This window comes from Lysinibacillus sphaericus OT4b.31 (assembly GCF_000392615.1).
GTDB lineage: Bacteria > Bacillota > Bacilli > Bacillales_A > Planococcaceae > Lysinibacillus > Lysinibacillus sphaericus_B.
This window is the reverse complement of record NZ_KB933407.1, coordinates 21083-42168: the sequence shown is the minus strand read 5'-3', so window position 1 is coordinate 42168 and position 21086 is coordinate 21083. Positions and strand designations below refer to the sequence as shown.

Sequence of the window (21086 nt, the reverse complement as noted above, 5' to 3'; positions counted from 1 at the left end):
GTTGTATGTTTCGCCTACTCCATATAAAAAAACTGTGCTAAATAAAAACAAAGCCAGACATTTTATACATTCACCTTTCCGCATATGATACACCTCACTGAACAATAGTCATTTGTTGTGCAGCTGATAAAACATCTTCGATTGTCATTTCAGGGTTTTCAATGATTATGCCATATTGATAGCCATGTTCCTGCCAGCCAATATAACGGAATTCCCCTTGCTCCATTACTGTTCCTTTTTGCCCGCGCACCTCAATTTCTTTCTCACCTGGAATAGCTTCAAGCTCCGCAACACTATTATCGGCTTTAAATACAGTTAGTGAAATTTCTTGCTGTTCATTCTTTACGTATTCAAATGTATATTCAGGGCGATCTTCAAATCCTTTATCAAATGAAATATTTTGCAAAGTAAGTCCATTTTCATCTGGCACCATTAAAAATTCCCCAAGTTGCGCTTTCACAACATCCAGCGTTACTGTCTGTAAAGCAGAGTCTTCCGTGCTGATTTCCTCCACTTTTGCATCCTCTGGAATATCGATTGTAAATTGAGCATCTTCAATCTTTGCATTATCATCCATTTTCGTATAGGCAGTCGTCATTTCATTTCCTGCATTGTTCGTCGTTATTTTTAATGTTAGCCATGTTTTTTTGTCAATCCATACTTCCATATCTCCGAGTAATGTATCATCTTTTTTCGCTTTCGCTACTATTTTATACGTATCTCTGCCGGCAAGTTTCTCTTCGCCAGCGATGTTCACTTCATGCGTATCCTTCACCATATTAAATATTAATTGTGCCTGATCTCTTGGTGATTGAAGCCCATCGAGTGCACCCTCAGCATAATTCATTTTATGCACAGTATTTCCTACTACATCATACATAATGATCTGTGTGCCATTATTGACTGAAATAAAGTGTTCACCATTTTCACTGGTCATGTCAATACGTCGTTTACCTTCCTTGGCCCATTCTTTGACCTGTGCTTTTCCACCCATCTCGCCCATATCGATTGTATATTCACCGTAATACGTAGTCGTCTCAGCTGTTTCCTGTAATGCTTGGTCAATAATCTCCTGGGGTGAATAGGACCCTTGCGTATTACATCCAACCAAGCTAAATGTCAGTGCAGTAACTAATCCCGCTGCACGTAATGATTTTTTCCAATTCATCATTCATTTTCTCCTTTATATCGTGGTAACCAGCACAATACCGCTGTTCCAAAACCTTCTTGGGATACCAGCTCTACAGTCCCACCGTGTTTTTCTATTATTTGTTTTGCAATATTTAAACCAAGTCCTGTACCACGCTGACCAGCCTTTGTACGGGCGTTATCTGCTTGGTACATGGGCTCAAATAGTCTTTTGATGTCTTCTTCCTTTACACCATATCCGCTATTTTGTACCATTACATACATGCCCTCTTGCTTAGTAAGAGCAGGTTTTACAAAATCAAAGCACCATGCAGGATACGTTCCAGCATTTACGGCAGCCAAACCAATAGTGCTATTTATTTCTCCGTAGCGCCAAGCATTGCTCATTAAATTGTCTAGCACACGCTGTAATTGCTTCGGATGCACAGCAAATATGCCATCTACCTCACATATAACCGCAAGCATAAAGCCTTTATCCTCACAAAGTGGTTCATAATCTGACAGCGCCATGTCAAAAAACTCTGCTCCATCGACTTCAACAAGTTCTAAATCATAGCTTGTCGATTGCAGTAATGTATACATAAGTAAATCTTCTAGCATATGCTTCATCGTTTCAGCCTTAGATAAAATGACTTCTCTATATTCGCCTTGCTGTTGTTCTGTCAATGCCTTGTTTTGCAAAGACTCAGCGTAAGCCTGTATAGAGGTAAGCGGTGTTTTCAAATCATGTGATATACTCGCAATCATTAATTCCTTTTGCTGTTGTTCATCTTTTAAATGAGCACGTGCTAGCTCGATTTCATTGTGCATGGCAAGAAATGTTTGGGTCAGTTCACCAATTTCATCTTTTCTTAAGCTTAATGTAGATTCCACATGTTCTCCCTTTGCAAAGGCACGCATTTGCTGCATAAGTTCTTGCAAAGGTCGGTTTAATTTTCGGTTAAGCAGCACAATAACGGCTGTATAGATTGCAAGAAAAAGTGTAATAATGCTAGCGATTACAAGCCATGAGCGTCTTTCTACGCCTTGTACCCAATCGGCTCTTACTAATTGAATTTCATAAATGCCAACCAACTCATTCTTATAATAAACAGGTTCTTTATACGTAAAGGCGTTGTATTTTTGCTGCAATTCGAATAAATCCTTCAAAATGGTATCTTTTGATTTAAATCCAGAAGTCAATGGATTAGAGGAATAATTAACAAAACCAGATTTTGAGTACAGCGTAATGGCAAGTTGGTCATTAACAAGCGCTTCAACTTCCTGCAAATCTGCTTTTTTTTCGTACAGTGTTGGATCCTCTAGTACTGACTTTACTTGATTGAGTTCAGTCCACTTTTCGATGTATTCACCGACATTTTTATCGTGATAATAAGCATTGATCCACACGTATAAGCCGTATGCCCCGCCAATTGGCACAATCATGACGATGAAAAACATGATGAACAGCCATGTTTTAATTTTCATAACGGTTCACCAACGAAGCGGTAGCCCTTGCCCCATACCGTTTGAACAAAATGTGGCGTTTTGACTGGGTCTTTTAGCTTTTCGCGTAACGCCTTAATATGTACCGTTACTGTGTGTGTTTCATCGACACTTACCTGCTGCCAAACATGCTGGTACAGCGCTTCTTTTGAAAAGGTTTGACTGGGATTTTTCGCCAGAAGCTTTAACAGGGCAAATTCCTTTTGTGTTAAAGCCAGCTCAGCATCATCAAGGCTCGCGGTTTCCCTTTGCCAGTCAATGATCAAGCCATATGCAAAGGAGGTGATGTCTTCGCTATCCTGTTTTTTGTTAAAACGTTGCCATCGACGTAAATGGGAGGCCACACGCGCCTTTAACTCCTCTAAGCTAAACGGTTTCGCAATATAATCATCAGCGCCTTGCAAACCCTCCACTTTATCGGCCTCTTCCTTACGGGCGCTCATCATTATAATGGGCACATCACTATCCCAACGAATATTTTGGCAAACGGTCAGCCCATCCATCTCAGGCAGCATCCAATCGACTAACACTAAATCAAACGTATCCGCTTGAAAATCTGCCAGTCCTTCAAGTCCAGTTGTCGCCCAAGTAACTTGGTAGCCCTGTTGTACAAGCGTATCTCTCACAATACGGCCAATCGCTGTGTCATCTTCAATTAGTAATAGCTTTTCTGTCATCTGTTTTCCTCCTGTACTAACCTTACTATGTAACAATACATTTTTTTCGAACTTTACACTTTCTTTATAATTACCCTAGCTGGATTTTTCGGTATGAGGTGGTGCTATCCGTCACTTCGTCGGTTTTATCCGCCACTCTGCCTGCTCTATCCGTCACTTGAGCCGTTTTATCCGTCACTCTGCCTGCTTTATCTGTCACTCTGCCTGCTTTATCCGTCACTCTACCTGTTCTATCCGTCACTCTACCTGCTCTTTCCGTCACTCTGCCTGCTTTTTCCGTCACTCTGCCTGCTTTATCTGCCACTCTGCCTGCTTTTTCCGTCACTCTGCCTGCTCTATCCGCCACTCTGTCTGCTTTATCCGTCACTTGAGCCGTTCTATCCGTCACTCTACCTGCTTTATCCGCCACTATGCCTGTTCTGCCCGTCACTCTGCCTGCTCTTTCCGTCACTCTGCCTGCTTTTTCCGTCACTCTGCCTGCTTTTTCCGTCACTCCCCTGCTCTATCTGTCACTCTACCTGCTTTATCCGTCACTTTACCCGTTTTATCCGTCACTTTGCCCGTTCTATCCGTCACTCAGCCTGCTTTATCCGTCACTCTGCCTGCTCTTATCCGTCACTCTACCTGTTTTATCCGCCACTCTGCCTGTTCTATCCGTCACTCTACCAACTTTATCCGTCACTCTACCAACTTTATCCGTCACTCTACCTGCTCTATCCGTCACTCTGCCTGCTCTATCCGTCACTCTACCACCTTTATCCGTCAAACTGCCATTTTCTCAAATAAAAAAAAGGAATGCACGCAAGTTGTGCATTCCTTCATTATATATTAGAAAAATAAGCTAAGTATAAAGTAAATTGAGCCAGCCATTACTGCTGAGATTGGCATTGTGATGACCCAAGTCGTTATAATTTTACGTGCCATGCCCCATTTAACGCCCTTTACACGATGTGCAGTACCAACACCCATAATAGAAGAAGAAATTACATGGGTTGTGGATACAGGTAAATGGATTAATGTTGCTCCAAAGATAATGGAAGCAGATGCTAGGTCCGCCGCTACACCATTCACTGGACGGATTTTCATAATCTTGCCACCCACTGTTTTGATGATTTTATAACCACCTACAGATGTTCCAAGACCCATCGCAGTAGCCGCTGCAAAACGTACCCAGAATGGAATGTCATCCCCTTGGTGCAAGCCACCTGCGATTAATGCAAGTGTAATAATCCCCATTGCTTTTTGCGCATCATTTGTACCGTGTGTAAATGATTGCAAAGCCGCTGTCCCAATTTGCATTGTGCGGAAGCCCTTATTGGTACGATATAAATTCATATCTTTGAAAAACACTTTAAAGAGAGACATCATTAAGAAACCGGCAGCAAACGCAAGTAATGGCGAGAAAATAAGCGCTTGAAGAATTTTGATAAAACCTGTGTAATTTAATGCACTAAAGCCAGCTGCCGCAATCGCCGCACCTGCCACTGAACCGATTAATGTATGGGAAGAACTTGAAGGGATCCCAAAGAACCACGTTAACAAGTTCCATGTGATGGCTGAAAGTAAAGCCGCTAAAATAACGACAGAACCGGTAATATCGCCGTCATAGGCATTTAAGGTAAATGGGTCAACAATATCCTTCGTCAAAGCTTTTGCCACACCAACAAACGTAATTGCACCCACGAAGTTCATAACGGCAGCCATGTAAACAGCCGTACGTGGCTTTAGCGCACGTGTTGATACAGAGGTTGCAATTGCATTGGCTGTATCGTGGAAGCCGTTAATAAAGTCAAAAATAAGCGCAAAAATAACGACTAATATTGTTATTAGTAATATCGTATCCATTCAGTACACTCCATCTTATGCATTACGCATAATTATTGTTTCAATTGTATTCGCTACGGTTTGGCAGCTGTCTGCAATATCTTCAAATTGCTCGTAAATATCTTTGAACACGATGATGCGCAGTGGATCTTTTTCTTGAATAAATAATTGTTTCATAGAAGAACGGAAAATTTCATCACATTCACGTTCATAATCTTTAATTTGAATGGAGTGCTTACGCATTTCCACAAGTTTTTTGCTGTTTAATAATTCCATTGCTTGTACCATTTCATCAGTACTTTTCGCAATATATGTTAAGAACTGGCGCATTGGCTCCGTTACTTCTGTTAAGTTATACATATTAAAGTGAGCAATGCAGCCTTCCATGCCGTCGATTACGTCATCTAATTTATTGGCTAAAGCTAAAATATCCTCACGTTCAATCGGCGTCATAAATGATTTATTTAGCATAACGATGAGCTCATGGATTAGTTTGTCTCCACTTGTTTCATATTGCTTCATCGTAACTGCAATTTCTTTTAAGGCATCTATATCTTGAATGCGTGCATTATGTGCATAGTAGATTCCTTCTTTTACATTTTTAGAGATTTTTAATAACGCTTGAAAAAATGGATCTTGCTTATTTGAGTTGAACATGAAGTTCCTCCTGTTGAAAATAGATTGTCGATTTCTGCATCATCATAACAAAGCCTTTACACAATTCTACAGAACTTTAAACATAAATGAATTGAATTTACAAAATTGTAATATAAAAATTGTCACATTTACATTCGAAGTTCTTCGAGCGTTTTAAAAAACATTAAATATTCTCACCAAAACACCGTTTTTACTTTAAATATGACCGTTTTTTCTTTTATTTTTCTAAAAATACTTGAAAAAAATTTTTTCTTATTATTTTGGTATTGTAAGAAATGTTAAGGAATTGTAAACGTCTAATTTTGACGAAATAGGTCGAAACAGCATTGTTATTTTTTGTAAATCGGAGTACACTTAGTACAAAGATGGTATTTTTCTATCAAATAACTCTTTAGAAACGGATGTGAGCCAATACATACATATGGACATCAATTTATTGTCTCTGGCTATACTATTATTCTTTGGATTTATCGCATCCTTTTTGAATGCAATCGTCGGTGGTGGTGGTCTTATTTCATTACCAGCATTAATGGCCGTTGGTTTACCACCAAGCACAGCGATTGCCACAAACAAACTGGCCAATACCATCAGCAATGGTACAAGCATGCTTACCTTTCTACGCGCAGGCAAAGTTGATTTTAAAAAAATCGGTAAAGTTCTTCCGTTTATTTTTATCGGCTCTTTGTTCGGTGCGTATACGGTGCATCTCGTCTCACCTGCAATCTTAAAGCCACTTATGCTTGTTATGCTCGTCCTCGTCGCTACTTATACCGTTTTAAAAAAAGATTGGGGACATCATGCTGAGCACAAGCTTTTGACTACTTCGAAAAAAATCGCCTTTATTGTCGCCTTTGCTGCGATTGGCTTTTATGATGGCTTTTTTGGCCCAGGCACAGGCTCATTTTACATCTTCTTACTATTAATGATGGGTAATGATTTCTTGCAGGCTGCAGGCAATGCAAAAGCTTTTAATTTCACATCTAATTTAGCAGCACTTGCCATGTTTTTAGCATTAGGTGAGGTTAATTTCCTATACGGCTTGCCAATGGGCTTTGTAATGGTTTTTGGTGCAATCTTAGGCTCTAAATTTGCGTTAAAACGCGATACTAAAATCATGCGCATTATTTTCATCATTATGACATGTATATTAATCGTAAAAAATGCTTGGGATTATTTTGGTCCAAATTAATGATTTAGTATTATTGAACGGTAGCGAGAAGACAATTCGCTACCGTTTTCATGACGGAATTTTCAATCAATTGACAATATTTATTAGCGTGCTATAATACTTTTGGGCTTCACCGCATTGAAGCGCAAAAGTAATCGTTAGGAGGATTAACATGTTTCGAATCGAAGCAAAAAGTAACCCTCGATTTTTGGAGGCAGGCTTCATTATACTATTAATTATTGCCACGATGGCTGTTAGCATTGGGATTTTCCAAGCAACACCACATATTCCCATTGTACTTGTCATTTCAATATTAATCGCGTATGGACTTATAAAAAAAGTGCCATTTCGTGAGTTGGAAGCTGGGATGATAGCTGGTGCAAGTGCCGGATTAGGCGCCGTTTTTATTTTCTTCTTTATTGGCATATTAATTTCGAGTTGGATTATGGGTGGCACAATTCCAACGCTCATATACTATGGATTTCTCACTGTTTCACCAAGTTTTTTCTTTGCCATCGTTTTTCTTATTTGTAGCATCGTCGGCATCTCCGTTGGTAGCTCGTTAACAACAGTCGCAACAGTTGGGGTTGCCTTTATGGGCATTGCAGGCGCAATGGATATTTCACTTGCGATAACGGCTGGAGCCATTGTTTCAGGTGCATTTTTCGGAGATAAGATGTCTCCGCTTTCTGATACAACAAATCTGGCATCAGGTACAGTTGGTGTCGATCTTTTTGAGCATATTAAGAATATGGGCTGGACGACGATTCCTGCCTTCATCATTTCATTCATACTGTACGCTATTTTATCACCAACTGGAGCAGATACTTCCTTTGAAACGGTAGAGCATTTTAAAGAAGGTTTGCTGTCAACTGGCCTTATTCATTGGTATACTTTATTGCCAATCGTCGTTCTTGTAGTAATGACGTTTTATAAGGCGCCTGCGCTCATTACACTTGCAATCGTGTCAATTGTTGGTGTGGGTCTTGCGTACATCCAAGAACCACTTGCCATTTCAAATGTCTTTAAAATACTTTTTGAAGGCTATGTATCTGAAACTGGTAATAAGGAAGTAGATGCACTGCTTACTCGTGGTGGTATGAATAGCATGCTATTTACGATTGCCCTCGTATTACTCGCATTAACAATGGGTGGGCTATTATTTACGCTAGGTATTATTCAAAGTATTTTAGGAAAAGTTGAAAGCTTATTTAACAGTGCGGGCTCAGTCATCACCGGTGCTGCCCTTACAGGAATAGGTATTAATACGTTAATTGGTGAGCAATATCTATCCATTTTACTTACAGGTGAGGCATTTAAAGCACAGTTTGCAAAGGTCGGACTGGCTCCAAAAAACCTTTCACGTGTGATGGAGGATGCTGGTACAGTTGTCAATCCGCTCGTACCTTGGAGTGTCTGTGGGATATTTATTGCTAGTGTCCTGGATATACCAACGACAACCTACCTACCTTTCGCCTTCTTCTGTTTGCTTGGCCCAATCTTAACAGTGGCATTCGGCTGGAGCGGCAAAACATTAACAAAATTAGAAAAATAACAGGGGTAGCTGATGACAACGTCAGCTACCTATTTTTTGTCTAGCTCAAACAATTCTTTTTCGCAAACATTACTTCACATTTTATTCTCAATATCCTGTCACTATACTGCGCTAACCATACATTTAACGAGGTGACAATGCTGATTTTATACAGTGTCAGACAGTACCTCTTTTCAGTTATGAACGCGGTAATAATATAACCAGCACACCTACTAAGCAAATCCCCGCTCCAACCCAATCCAATATATCCGGCTTTTTCCCATCAATGCCCCAGCCCCATAAAATAGACAGCACGATAAACACACCACCATAAGCCGCATAAACTCGCCCAAAAGTTGGGAAGGACTGAAATGTAGCCACAACGCCATATAATGCTAAAGCAACACCGCCTAAAACTCCCCAGTAAAAGGGTTTACCTTCTCTTAACCACAGCCAAATTAAATAGCCCCCTCCAATTTCTCCAATGCCAGCTACTATAAATAAGACGATTGCATAAATCATTTCTTTCACTCTTTCTAGTTAAATTTTGTCTAGTACATGGTGACTAAATTGTAGCACTTTTAATAACAGTTGTAGCTGGGACATAATAAAAAAATAGGAGGCATGCTAAAAAGCGTGTGGGGTCATAAGTGCACAAAAAAATTCCGCTCCATTTCCACGGATGATCCGCAGGAATATCGCGAAATTTTTAAAGTGATAGTTGGCGTTCTTACACCCTATCCTTACATTACTGGACGACTCACCTTCAATTGAAACTAACTATACTGAAACACTAGTTTTAAAAACCTGAAAATCCATTAAAGAAAGGGCTTAACCACATAATAATATAGGTCAAACCATCGAAAAAGAGCAGTAAGCCAAGCGCAATCATTATATAGCCGCCGATTTTTGTTATCTTACGACTGTATTTTCGAATCCAAGTAACTTTCGTCACAAATTGTGTTAGTAGGAAAAACGGGATTGCAAATCCTAAAACGTACGCAAGCATATAGAGCATTCCTACATTTGGATTTTGTGATGCCATCATAAACACTGCACCTGTGATGGGGCCAGTACACGGCGTCCACCCCGCAGCAAATGCAAGTCCAATTAAGAAAGAACCAAAGTAGCCTGTTGGTCGATTCTTAAACTGTATTCTTTTGTCATTCATCAAGAATTTAGGTGAGAATACACCAATAATCATCAAACCGAAAATGATAATTAATATAGCCCCTACTTGACGCAGCAAATCTTGATATTGAAAGAACAACCATCCGACAACTGACGAACTATAGCCTAAAAAAATAAATATAATAGAAAATCCTAAAAGGAAAAATATTGTATGTAGCATCCCTATTCGTTTTGACTTTTTATTTTCACCTTGTAACTCATCCAAAGACATTCCTGTTATATAGGAAATAAACGCTGGATATAAAGGCAATGTACATGGTGATAAAAAATTTAACAAACCTGCTCCAAAGGCTAGCAGTATATTCAAGTCTGAAAACATCTATTTTAGCTCCTCACTATATGGTTGTTAATACAAACCCCAATAAGTAATTGTATCTGTAACCCCTATAAAGACTAGCAATATCCCTGCAGCTGTTTGTATTATCTTGCCCATTTTCATGCTAGATTTCATAATGATACGTTTTGTATCGAACATGTACATGAGCGCAAGCATTAGTATTAGTGGGACCGACGTTGCAATGCCGAAAATCCCTGGCAATATCAGTCCATAAGATGTGGTCACCACGGTTGGCATCAGCCATACGAAAAACAGCACAAACATCGTTGGGCAAAAGGCCATTGAAAAACTAGCGCCCATTAAAAACGAACCAAATTTCCCCTCTTTTAGCATTTGAGGAATGAGTGAAGGGAGACGATTTAGAAATTTCAATTTTAGAATGCCAAGGAGAACAAGACCAGTCAGCAACATGATAGGTCCAATAGCTTGGCGAAGAAGAGGGAAATAGACTGTCATTTCCGTTTCGAAGGATTGTCCAAACAACCAAGCAAATAAGCCTATTATGCTAAAGACTACGACTTTTCCAATGATAAAAAATACGATATCCCCGCCATTACTTTTCATTTGTATCGTTCGATTGCCATAGAAGGTGATGGCACTCATATTACCTGTTAACTGACAAGGTGCTAACGCGCCAATTAGTCCAAGAAGGATGGCAATGATGAATGGCGAATGTTTATACGACGTTAAAAACAACGTAATCGGCCCACTTACTAATTGACTAATTTCTGACATGAAACTATACATTGTGTATCACCCTTTTTAATCTAGTAACTCGCCATCTGATGCAAGCTTATCCCATGATAGTCCTTCATCCCTCGTTACATAGATATCTATATTATTTGTCATGATGACTAGTTCTTTGTCTTGTTGTGGATTAACCGCTAGATAGATAATTGGCTGTAACTTTTGACCTGTTGGCAGTGGAATCTGACGCTCGCTTTTATTTCCAAATAAAAATGAAGTCAAATACACATGATTATTCTCGATATTTGAATAGTAGCCTCCGATGTCATTCAATGTGACAGACGTCACCATTTTTGCGTCATTCATTAATGTAAAGTTTTCACCATAATTATCTGAAATGAATAGCCCATCCTGACTACCAATACCTAATACTTGCTTTTTTAATGGATGTGCGGCGAGATTGGCTATTGTATTCGAATGATAGCCCGTCATCGCAACTTTTTCCCATGTTTTCCCTTCGTCAGCCGAATAGTGTAATCCTATTTCCATATTATCAGTAGCAGTTTCATTGTAGACATAAATCATATTCGAATCATAACCAGCTGCAAGGTAATGAAAATCGATTTCCCCATAAAAAGCCAATTGTTCAAAGCTGGCACCCTGATTCGTACTTTTAATTAAGCCAAACGGATTTTTCAAATGTGCCCCTTCTTCTGGGTGACCACTAGCAAAGAAGCCCTCTCGCGTAGCTTGAAAACCCATATAATCATGTTTCTGTCCATTCGCTTCCTGCCATCCATCCTTACCGTATTTATATAATCCGTCATGCGTGGCAATGGCAATGTCATGTCCTCCATTTATATAACCTAATCCATGAATATGTGCAACTTTGCTATTTTTCACTTCTCCATACGTAAATACATCCTCTTGTTGTTTTGCATTACAGGCGGACATTACTAAACTCGCTATAAATAAGCTCAACATGATTTTTCCTTTTTTCATCAACAAAATCCCCTTTTCAAGATCTGACATTGACCTAGTATAAGAGGTATATATGAAGGAATTATGCAGAAACTAATTATCTGGCATTTTTAATTGATGAGATAGCAGTATTTTTGACCGAATGATGTCTGAATCTAATAAGCACCCATAAAGAATCGGGTGTCTCTAAAAGTTTATAGGCATGTCTTTTCACGTTCATCCTTAAATACGAAATGGCACACAGCTTGAAATGCTTCAATATCTGCTGTCAAATATTGTGCTAAAAAATAAGTATTGGAAACAATGTGTGAAAACCCTTCTGCCAAGAAGTTTTGAAGTAACTGCTGCTGGTATTCCACTTCCATATGTACGCCTCTTCTGTTTTTCTTCCATAGTAATGAAATTTACGAGGGCCTTGAAACCTTTTGTGAATTCTTGCGTATAAGTAGCTATCTAACACTTTAGGAGGAATTCAAATGTCATTATTCAACAAAGCACTTGCAAGTATTGGTATTGGGGCAGCAACGGTTGATACGAAATTAGAAAAGGCTACATACAGAGCGGGCGAAGTCATGCACGGAGAGATACTTGTACGGGGCGGGAATGTGGAACAGCAAATCGACGCTATCTATATCTCGGTTCATACTACTTATATACGAGAATCCAATGATAGGAAGTATACAGACGTAGCCGCTATTCACAAGGTAAAGGTAACAGAACCATTCTCAATAGCAGCGGGCGAACATAAAGTGTTTCCTATTTCATTGACACTACCGATTGATACGCCGATTACGGCTGGTAAAACACAAGTATGGGTTCAAACAGGACTTGATATTAAAAATGCTGTAGACCCGAACGACAAAGACTATATTCGTGTTCAACCGACAAAACTCGCTGAAAGTGTACTCGAAGCTGTAAGCGGTCTTGGTTTCCGTTTACGTGAAGCTGAATGTGAACAGGCTTCAGCTCGCTTCCGTGGAAACTATCCATTCGCACAGGAATTTGAATTTGTGCCGACTGGTAGCTATCGAAGCCATCTTGATGAGCTGGAGCTTGTCTTTTTGTCACAATCTGATTATTCACTTGAGGTGTTATTGCAAATTGACCGAAAAGCTAAGGGACTAGGCAGTTTGTTTGCTGAAGCATTAGATATGGATGAAAGCTTTGTAAGAACAACGATTACAACACAGGATTTACCGAATTTACAAGCAAAACTACAGCAAATCATTGCTAAACATTCATAGTATACTGTCGCGTAACTCAAGGTCTGCGGATTAATCTGAATTACCCGCGGCAAGCACTGTAATACCCGCATTTATCTCCTCTCCGTCTTCATTACAAAAAAACGCGGTATGAAAATCACCATTTTCATACCGCGTCTTTTTTATGCTGTTACATCACGTTTCATAAATGACAAGTAGCTAATCACAAGGAAAATCACTGCGTAGATAGCGAGTATAGTAAGAGAGAATGGCATTGTGATACCCTCTATCATTAAACCACCTGTTTCATACTGCGTTAAATTCGAATGTGTTAACCACACGTATTTCACAATTTCATATTTACTTAAGAACATGACAATCATTGTACCCGTAAATGATAAAAACATTGTTAGGCCGATTGCTAATGAGCTTGAACGGAAGACAGAGCCAATTAAGAAGGCAAACAAGGTAGACATGACAAAGTCACCAGCAGACAGTAAATAATGATAAGCTAGATCGCCCCATACTGCTTTTTCAACAATTTGACCATCCACCATTTCTAACTCCGTGCCCGTTGCTACACCAAATAGCACAAAGCCTACAATTGCACTGACAATGACATTCACTAAGAATAAAAATAGTCCAAATAGGAAAGTAGTAACTAATTTAGAGGTTAATATTTTTGCGCGAGTCATCGGACGTGTTAACAGCATTTTAATCGTACCTGTTGAGAACTCACTCGATACGATACTCGCTGCCGTAATCACTGTAAATAATGTCACTAAAGTCAGCATACTGCTAGTAAAGGACATAAAACTTTCGAGGCTTCCTTCCGTTTGATTTGGTACATCATTTGCTAAACGGTATTCAGAAAGGGCAATTTGCTCTTCGAAATATTTTTTATCTTCTACAGTAAGTTCTTCATTTGTTAGGGATTCTTTATAATTTGAAATCGTTTGTTGTTCATTTTCTTGCCATGACAAGTCTTCTGCAGTCTTTGATTCATAATACTTCATCATGATACCTGGTCCAATAATCACAACGATTAACAGCGCGACCATCGCCCAAGTTCCTTTTTTATGCCATAATTTCATCCATTCATTTTGAATTAGCTTCAACAATTTGCCCACCTCCTGTCATTTCCAAGAATTGATCTTCTAATGTTTTTTGATGTGGTTGTACAGCAAATAGCTGAATACCTTCATTTACGAACTGTGTCATAAGGTTAGGAATGTCTTCTTTCTTTATTTCCACTACGACACCATTATTGTCAACCGTAAAGCTGTAATCCAGTTTTTGTAACTGTGCTGTAACCTGTTCACTTGGTGTTGCCTCAATATAATAAAATGAAGCTGTTTCATTATTTATTTCACGTATGTCAATTAATTGTCCATTTTGAATAACGGCTACGCGATCACACATAAGCTCAATTTCTGACAGTAAATGGCTCGATACAAAAACAGACACGCCATCTTCCGTTGCAATTTTACGTAAATACATACGAAACTCTCGAATCCCTGCAGGATCAAGGCCATTTGTTGGCTCATCTAATATTAAAAATTTTGGTCGGTGTAAAAGTGCCTGTGCTAAGCCCAGGCGTTGACGCATCCCAAGTGAATACGTCGATACTTTTTCATGAATGCGGTTTTCTAATCCGACTTGAGTTATGACTTCATCAATACGCGCTTTTGACACGTTTTTATGCATTCGTGCAAAATGCAGTAAGTTTTTATAACCCGTCATATATTTATACATTTCGGGATTTTCTACAATGACGCCAACCTTACTAATAGCTTCCTCATAATGCTCTTGTAAAGATTGGCCATCGATAATGACTTTTCCTTCTGATGGATGCATGAGTCCGGTCATCATCCGAATCGTTGTCGTCTTCCCTGCTCCATTTGGTCCTAAAAATCCAGTAATCTGCCCTGGATATAAATCGATATTTAAATTGTGAATCAATTGCTTACCTTTTATGGTTTTTGATAAGTTTTGTAGTTGGACAATTGGTTGTTGCATGGATTTCACCCTTTCCTATAGTACGTTTTCATCCATTGAAGTGCATCCTTATTCGTGACATCTCGAATAGTCTCCACTTCATCATGCGCAAGTATAGCGCCATTTTGCAAAAGGATGATTTGATCTAAAATTGGTTCAACTTCGTATACTTCATGTGTCGATAAAATAATGGTTTGGTGTTCAATATCTGTAAATTGGATCAGCCCTTTGATCAGCTCTTCACGAACAATTGGGTCAAGACCAGCGAATGGTTCATCCATCACATAATACGGCACCTCTCGGCCAAGCGTTGCCGCCATTTTCATTCGTCCTCGGTTGCCTTTGGATAAATTCCTTAACTTGGTATCCATATCAACATGCAAAAATTGTGCAACGATACAGGCCTTATCGTAGGAAAAATCTTCAAACTGCGAGGCGTAGTGCTGCAATAGCTGCTCGCCCGTATAAAAATCAAAAAACAAATCGGTGTCTGGCAAATACGCAATCTGATCAGCACTTCTGCGCGTAACAGATTGCCCATTCAACAGTACTTCCCCACTCGATGGCAGCAACAAACCTGTCAAAACTTTCAATAACGTCGATTTTCCACTGCCATTTTCACCAACAAGCCCGATGATTTGCCCAGTAGGAAAAGAAAAAGTCACGTCTTGAATAATAGGCTTTTTTAAATAACGGAAAGAAACATTGGATAACTGTAACATTTATTTCACCTCACGATTTCTTTTGTAAAACAACGAGCATTTCTTCCCTTGAAAACCCAAGTGCTTCAATGGAAATCAAAAAATTTTGTGCTAATAAATTTTTCATATCTTCTCGTAGTTCTACTATTCGCTCTTCATTGGTTGTAATAAATGTCCCCTGACCGCGTTTAGTTTCCGTTAAATCCATCGCTTCCAACTCCTTATACACACGTTGTACGGTATTAACATTCACGCCCGTTTCCACAGCATATTCTCGAACAGAAGGCAGTCGGTCCCCAAGTAATAACTTCCCTTTCAGAATATCACCACATATACGATCTACGAGCTGGCTATAAATTGGTTTGTCACGCGAAAAATCCAATGTCATCGCAATACCACCTTCTCAAGCCACTTTGTCGCTACGATAAAAAGGAGTGCAAGTACGATGATAAAAAAGAATTCTTCCACAAAGTACAACGAGCCCAGTTCAATTTGCATGGTTGGCACTTCAGCTTTTGGTAAATATTGTTCCAATCGACTAATTCGAATTTCACCGAACTGGAAGATTTTATCATAAAATTCACTCTCTGTAAATCGGAACCATACATCCATACTCAAGAAAAACGCAGGAATGGCAATAACGATGGCAAAACGGCCTATAAAATGCTTCATTTGTAGATAAAATGCTAAGAAGAGTAGGAGTATCACAAACAAAACAAATTGGAACATCACAATCATTCCTACAATGAGGAACAGTAACAATAGGACTTCCCCAAAAGTTGCCACATAATTTTCTCTTACAAAATAAAGCGCGAGCGACGTAAAGAGTAGATTGAATATTGCATACCCGGTTAATGTGAAAATAATTTTTACACCAACCAGTTGCGCTATGGAACTCGTTGAATGGAGCCACATTTCTTTCGCCTTTAAATCAAAAAGCATACTCGTGAAAAACTGTAATACGGCATAAAAGTTACCCAGCATTAATACAAGTATCGTGAAGAGAAAGAATAATTGTTGATGCGCCGTTGTAAAACCGTCTCCAAGACGTAGCAATAAATAGGGAACTACGAGCGAAAGCGCAAGGCCTCCAATGATTGTGAAAAAAAGCCTCCCTCTATAAAGTACCCATTCCTTCTTCATCAGACCTGAAAATTTTTTCAATGAAAACACCTCGTGTCATAGTGTACTAGAAACATATTACACTATGACGAAATAATTTGCAATAGCCAAAGAAAGGAAAAAGGAAGAGCCTAAAAAACAGTGCTCTTCCTTCGACCCTTTACTATGGCATTTGAAATAGGCAAGTTGACATTTACTTGCTGTTAGTACATGGCAACCGTTATTTTAAAAATTGCTTCAGTGCTGCCATTTGCTGCAAAGCTTGTTCATAACCCATTTCATAATTGGAACGCATTTGTGTAGTATCTTTCTCAAAGCTATTTAATGCTTCAGTAGGTCGAAATATAAATGCCCGACCTTCCTCCTCTAGCTGCTCACAGCGCGCCAATGAGGCATTATAATGATCAGCCCGCTTCTCCATACTTTTCACTAAATTAGGATAACGTTTCGCAAGCAATCGCATTGCCCACTTGCTTTGCCTATCTAGCTTTTTTCGATAACCCTTTGGTCGCGTTAACACAAGCACATGTTTATCAAAGCCTCTCTCAATACCATGCTGAATCGGTATAGGCTCTGCTAATCCACCATCATAATAGGCAGTATCATTTAATTTTATTTCCGGAAATAGGATGGGAATGGCACAAGTAGCACGCAACATCGTACATTGTCGATCCATTTCACGAGCATCCATATACTCCACTTGCCCCGTCGTTGCATTCGTTACACCAAAAAGTAATTTCCCTTGATATTGCTGGTACGTCGCCCAATCAAAAATATCTAACTGATTAGGAATCACATTATAAGCAAAATCTAAGCCAAATAGACTCTTCTCTTTGAGAAAATTTTTCAAGCCCATATAACGCTTATCATGACGATAATCCATCAATACACGTAAGGAACGTTCCTTTTGCTGTGATACATAAGAGCATGCATTGATGGCGCCTGCCGAAATTGCTACGACATAAGGCATCATAATGTCATGCTCTAAAAAGGCATCTAGAACGCCCGATGTAAACAACGTGCGAAACGTACCTCCCTCTAATATTAAACTCGCATTCTCCACATTGACCTGTAGCATCCCATCACTCTTTCCTCTATATTCCCTATTTACAGTCCTGCTTTGATCATTTTCAATTCTTTAAAATAGCCAATTATTGTTCTAGAAAGTATTGTTGCCCATAATGCCACACATAAAATTAACAGCACACGTAATACACCGTCAATCGACCATTCAAAAAAGGAGTCTGCCATTCTATAAAAATTCGTATATAAAGAAAAACCAAGAAATAGTAGCAAATAACCCCCGATGCCTGCGCTCATATATAATGCTTTTTTCATACCACGAATCTTCTCTTTAGGATCATAGGTCAATGCCGGTGTATTCTCTCCTTTTTCATATGGCATTGCCCAAATCGAATAATGGAGCCATGTGATGTTGGATGCAAACTTTAACTGCCAGCCCATTTCCTTATGAATGGTAAAGAAGCTACTATCAACCTTTGGCTCAAAGCTAACTTCATAAGCAATGCATTTGCTTCCCGTTTCACGAAATGTAAAAATAGCTGTAGTCACACGTTCTAACTCTAATCCAAGTCGTGCTTGTTCCTCGAGCCATTCCTTCGTTTGCAGCGGCAAATACATCCAGCCAAGTTTCATTTTCCGCACCTTTCGCCCGCTGCCTATGTCAGGAACAGTCATATCCATTTCTTGCTTTTCAAACTTTCGGTATGCCCTATACACATAAATTGATAAGCAAATAAAAAGTGTAATAATAGCAAGAGGTATAGCAATCGACCACCAGTTTATACCGCCAATCACATTTGACATGATTGCAGTTATTAAAATTATATTCAACTGTGCTGTAACAAAAAATATGCCTAATAGGATAAATAAATACGTATGCATTCTAGCTCGTTTTACAATGGTTTCCCGAGATGGATAGACAGGAGCCTCGGTCGTTTGCTCATTTTTTACAAATTGCCATCGACTCGAAGACGCTACTATCTGCCATCCCGCCTGTTCCAAAGCATTGGGTAACATATTTTTATCCAAACGAATCGCATATGCTACTGCTCTTGGTTCCCCCTCTTCAAAGGTAAACATACGTGTCACCGCATTAAAATCACGCAAATGATAGCCCCGGCTCGCCATATCCGTTAGCCATTTTTCAGTTTTATCAATCTCATAGCTCCACAGCCATTTCATCCTCTTCACCTAAAATCCCCCTCAAAGCGTAATACATGCGCATGTACTTCCTTTAAACGCATCATTTCAGCCTGCATCACTTGCTTGCCAATTGCCGTTACTTCATAGATGGTTTTTCTACGTTCATCCGCAAAGACTGAAATCATTCCATCCTGTTGCATTTTAGTTAGCGTACCGTATATGGTGCCTGAGCCAAGCTTTATACGACCGTTCGTTAATTCTTCTACGCGTTTGATAATGCCATACCCATGACGTGGCTCTGTAAGAGATAATAATATATAAAATGCGGTTTCAGTCATCGGTACATATTTTTTTAATAACTTTTCCAATTTGTTTACCTCCATATGTCGCACTGTGACTATATCGTATCTCGACTATATCACAGCGCGACATATTATTTCAAATTAAACATTGGCATAAAGTGAAACTTCAATCAGTGGGGGTTTTCTTCATCCCCACTGATTGTTAGTTGAACCAATCGGGCTTTTACGGTCAGTTGATCGACCACCTAGTTGATTCGTTCTCATCTTTCCACTTGAGGTGGACGTCTTACTGACCGTTATTGCGGGATAAAGTGAAACTTCAATCAGTGGGGTTTTTCTTCATCCCACTGATTGTTAGTTGAACCAATCGGGCTTTTACGGTCAGTTGATAGACCACCTAGTTGATTCGTTCTCATCTTTCCACTTGAGGTGGGCGTCTTACTGACCGTTATTGCGGGATAAATTTCATTTTTGACAGCATAAATTTTAGTTATTTTAATAAAAGTCATGTAAAATTAAATAAAAATAGCATCCTATTTTCAGTTATTCGTTAAGAGGGGAAACAATTATGTTTGGCGAAAAAATTAAAGGTAACACAGCGAAAAAGATGAGAGAGAGCTTACAAGCAGATTGTCAGAACTGCTTTGGCCTTTGTTGCACGGCGCTCAATATTGTGGCATCTAGTGATTTTGCCATGAATAAGGCAGCGGGCACACCTTGCCAAAATTTGCAGGCAGATTATAGCTGTCACATTCACAGTAGTCTAAGAGAAAAAGGCTTTAAGGGTTGTACCGTATTTGATTGTTTAGGCGCTGGACAAATGGTTTCTCAAACTACATTTGGTGGACAAGACTGGCGAAAAAACCCGCAAGTTGCCGCAAAAATGTTTCGTGTATTTCCAATTATGGAACAGTTATATGAAATGATTGCGTATTTGGCAGAGGCATTGTCTTATGAGGTATCAAGTTCCTTATCTGAAAAACTAAACAGCCAATTAGCGCAACTACAGCAACTAACAAGGCAAGATGCTGATACACTGTTAGTCATTGATATTATGAAATACCGAATGCCCGTCAATGCATTGCTTTTAGCAACAAGTGAACAAATACGGCTTGGCGTAATGGCTAAGGCTTGTGAAGATAAAAATAAGCGAAAATACAATTTTAGAGGGGTCGATTGGGTTGGGAAAAACCTCAAGGGCAAAAATTTGACAGCGACTGACCTTCGAGGAGCCTATCTAATTGCCGCGAATTTGCAAAATACGGATTTACGAGGCGTCGATTTTATTGGTGCAGATTTACGAGATGCCGAGTTAAGCGGTGCAAATCTATCTACAAGTATGTTTCTTACGCAAATGCAAATTAACTCTGCTAAAGGCAATAGCAAAACAATATTGCCCGGTCATTTGAAGCGACCCTCTCATTGGAACGATTAGTGAAGTGAAACTTCAATCAGTAGGGATTTTCTTTGGCCCCACTGATTGGTAGTTGGAGCAATTGGGCTTTTACGGTCAGTACATCGACCACCTACTTAATGTTCACCTTCCCACTTGAGGTGAGCGTCTTACTAACTGTTCGTGCGGGGTAAACATCGCTTCAACCTACAATGCATTTTTCACAGCTATTAATTAATAAGCGTATTCAAGCTTTCATGCTCACATACGCTTTCATTTCTAATAACCCAAATTTATTCGTAAGGCTTAAAGTGTTTTAATTGTTCTGTCGTAAGAGTTGTGCCATCAATTGTGTAATGCTCAAATTGCCCTACATGGTCTTTATCATGAACAAAATAAACATAGACGACATATGGTTCATCCGAAAAAATAACGTTTATCCAATAACTTGGAAGCCCTGCAAGGTACCATTTGCATTCAATAGACTGTCTAGCTTTCTTCTGATAAGACAT

25 protein-coding genes are annotated in these 21086 nt (G+C 39.3%); 4 read left to right on the top strand and 21 right to left on the bottom strand.

What is annotated here, in order from left to right; all coding sequences use genetic code 11:
• Positions 1–94: 94 nt before the first annotated feature.
• The 7 genes from H131_RS20665 to H131_RS20640 all read right to left on the bottom strand — a co-directional run bounded on the left by H131_RS20665 (position 95) and on the right by H131_RS20640 (position 5792).
• Entirely contained in the window at positions 95–1171 is a 1077-nt protein-coding gene (locus tag H131_RS20665; protein ID WP_230491917.1) for a LolA family protein, read from the bottom strand.
• Positions 1168–2616: a HAMP domain-containing sensor histidine kinase gene (locus H131_RS20660; RefSeq protein ID WP_010861077.1), complete on the bottom strand. Its 1449-nt coding sequence runs from the start codon at positions 2614–2616 to the stop codon at positions 1168–1170. The genes H131_RS20665 and H131_RS20660 overlap by 4 nt, the downstream gene beginning before the upstream one ends.
• Positions 2613–3311: a response regulator transcription factor gene (locus H131_RS20655; RefSeq protein ID WP_010861076.1), complete on the bottom strand. Its 699-nt coding sequence runs from the start codon at positions 3309–3311 to the stop codon at positions 2613–2615. Before H131_RS20655 ends, H131_RS20660 begins: the two co-directional genes overlap by 4 nt.
• Positions 3312–3381: 70 nt before the next feature.
• Positions 3382–3804, bottom strand: a complete 423-nt coding sequence (locus tag H131_RS25610) for a hypothetical protein (protein WP_036132256.1) — start codon at positions 3802–3804, stop codon at positions 3382–3384.
• A 93-nt stretch (positions 3805–3897) separates the two neighbouring features.
• Positions 3898–4077 carry a hypothetical protein gene (locus H131_RS24010; RefSeq protein WP_080647758.1) on the bottom strand — a complete coding sequence of 60 codons (180 nt, stop codon included), beginning with the start codon at positions 4075–4077 and terminating at the stop codon, positions 3898–3900.
• A 62-nt stretch (positions 4078–4139) separates the two neighbouring features.
• On the bottom strand, positions 4140–5156 hold the full coding sequence (locus tag H131_RS20645) for an inorganic phosphate transporter (protein ID WP_010861074.1): 1017 nt from the start codon (positions 5154–5156) through the stop codon (positions 4140–4142).
• Positions 5157–5171: 15 nt separating this feature from the next.
• On the bottom strand, positions 5172–5792 hold the full coding sequence (locus tag H131_RS20640) for a DUF47 domain-containing protein (RefSeq protein ID WP_010861073.1): 621 nt from the start codon (positions 5790–5792) through the stop codon (positions 5172–5174).
• Positions 5793–6213: 421 nt separating this feature from the next.
• Here H131_RS20640 and H131_RS20635 point away from each other — a divergent pair, with 421 nt between their 5' ends.
• Positions 6214–6981, top strand: a complete 768-nt coding sequence (locus tag H131_RS20635; RefSeq protein WP_010861072.1) for a sulfite exporter TauE/SafE family protein — start codon at positions 6214–6216, stop codon at positions 6979–6981.
• Positions 6982–7132: 151 nt separating this feature from the next.
• Positions 7133–8515 (top strand): Na+/H+ antiporter NhaC, encoded by a 1383-nt coding sequence (gene nhaC, locus H131_RS20630; RefSeq protein ID WP_010861071.1) that lies wholly within the window; start codon positions 7133–7135, stop codon positions 8513–8515.
• A gap of 177 nt (positions 8516–8692) precedes the next feature.
• Here the strand turns inward: nhaC and H131_RS20625 are convergent, their stop codons facing one another.
• The 5 genes from H131_RS20625 to H131_RS24740 all read right to left on the bottom strand — a co-directional run bounded on the left by H131_RS20625 (position 8693) and on the right by H131_RS24740 (position 12055).
• Positions 8693–9016, bottom strand: coding sequence for a YnfA family protein (locus tag H131_RS20625; protein WP_010861070.1), 324 nt, complete (start codon positions 9014–9016; stop codon positions 8693–8695).
• Positions 9017–9293: 277 nt separating this feature from the next.
• Positions 9294–10004, bottom strand: a complete 711-nt coding sequence (locus tag H131_RS20620) for a cytochrome c biogenesis CcdA family protein (protein ID WP_010861069.1) — start codon at positions 10002–10004, stop codon at positions 9294–9296.
• A 27-nt stretch (positions 10005–10031) separates the two neighbouring features.
• Positions 10032–10769, bottom strand: a complete 738-nt coding sequence (locus H131_RS20615) for an urease accessory protein UreH domain-containing protein (RefSeq protein WP_010861068.1) — start codon at positions 10767–10769, stop codon at positions 10032–10034.
• Positions 10770–10784: 15 nt separating this feature from the next.
• Positions 10785–11711: a F510_1955 family glycosylhydrolase gene (locus H131_RS20610; RefSeq protein WP_010861067.1), complete on the bottom strand. Its 927-nt coding sequence runs from the start codon at positions 11709–11711 to the stop codon at positions 10785–10787.
• Positions 11712–11884: 173 nt separating this feature from the next.
• Positions 11885–12055 (bottom strand): hypothetical protein, encoded by a 171-nt coding sequence (locus tag H131_RS24740; protein WP_155242515.1) that lies wholly within the window; start codon positions 12053–12055, stop codon positions 11885–11887.
• Positions 12056–12166: 111 nt separating this feature from the next.
• On the opposite strand from H131_RS24740, the gene H131_RS20605 reads away from it, so the two are divergent.
• Positions 12167–12934 carry a sporulation protein gene (locus H131_RS20605; RefSeq protein WP_010861066.1) on the top strand — a complete coding sequence of 256 codons (768 nt, stop codon included), beginning with the start codon at positions 12167–12169 and terminating at the stop codon, positions 12932–12934.
• A gap of 140 nt (positions 12935–13074) precedes the next feature.
• On the opposite strand, the gene H131_RS20600 is transcribed toward H131_RS20605, so the two are convergent.
• From H131_RS20600 to H131_RS20565, 8 genes are all read right to left on the bottom strand, one after another.
• A complete protein-coding gene (locus H131_RS20600; RefSeq protein ID WP_230491916.1) occupies positions 13075–14022 on the bottom strand; it encodes an ABC transporter permease in 948 nt (315 codons plus the stop codon).
• Positions 13991–14911 carry an ABC transporter ATP-binding protein gene (locus tag H131_RS20595; protein WP_010861064.1) on the bottom strand — a complete coding sequence of 307 codons (921 nt, stop codon included), beginning with the start codon at positions 14909–14911 and terminating at the stop codon, positions 13991–13993. Before H131_RS20595 ends, H131_RS20600 begins: the two co-directional genes overlap by 32 nt.
• 5 nt (positions 14912–14916) lie before the next feature.
• A complete protein-coding gene (locus tag H131_RS20590) occupies positions 14917–15612 on the bottom strand; it encodes an ATP-binding cassette domain-containing protein (protein WP_010861063.1) in 696 nt (231 codons plus the stop codon).
• Between the two features lie 10 nt (positions 15613–15622).
• Positions 15623–15979 (bottom strand): GntR family transcriptional regulator, encoded by a 357-nt coding sequence (locus H131_RS20585; protein ID WP_010861062.1) that lies wholly within the window; start codon positions 15977–15979, stop codon positions 15623–15625.
• A complete protein-coding gene (locus H131_RS20580; protein WP_230491915.1) occupies positions 15976–16764 on the bottom strand; it encodes a hypothetical protein in 789 nt (262 codons plus the stop codon). Before H131_RS20580 ends, H131_RS20585 begins: the two co-directional genes overlap by 4 nt.
• Before the next feature lie 169 nt (positions 16765–16933).
• Positions 16934–17791: a patatin-like phospholipase family protein gene (locus H131_RS20575; protein WP_010861060.1), complete on the bottom strand. Its 858-nt coding sequence runs from the start codon at positions 17789–17791 to the stop codon at positions 16934–16936.
• A gap of 29 nt (positions 17792–17820) precedes the next feature.
• Positions 17821–18918 carry a DUF2812 domain-containing protein gene (locus tag H131_RS20570; RefSeq protein WP_010861059.1) on the bottom strand — a complete coding sequence of 366 codons (1098 nt, stop codon included), beginning with the start codon at positions 18916–18918 and terminating at the stop codon, positions 17821–17823.
• 5 nt (positions 18919–18923) lie between these two features.
• On the bottom strand, positions 18924–19262 hold the full coding sequence (locus H131_RS20565) for a PadR family transcriptional regulator (RefSeq protein ID WP_036132249.1): 339 nt from the start codon (positions 19260–19262) through the stop codon (positions 18924–18926).
• 487 nt (positions 19263–19749) lie between these two features.
• On the opposite strand from H131_RS20565, the gene H131_RS20555 reads away from it, so the two are divergent.
• Positions 19750–20616, top strand: a complete 867-nt coding sequence (locus H131_RS20555) for a pentapeptide repeat-containing protein (protein ID WP_010861056.1) — start codon at positions 19750–19752, stop codon at positions 20614–20616.
• A gap of 251 nt (positions 20617–20867) precedes the next feature.
• On the opposite strand, the gene H131_RS20550 is transcribed toward H131_RS20555, so the two are convergent.
• Positions 20868–21086: a hypothetical protein gene (locus H131_RS20550; protein WP_155242514.1), complete on the bottom strand. Its 219-nt coding sequence runs from the start codon at positions 21084–21086 to the stop codon at positions 20868–20870.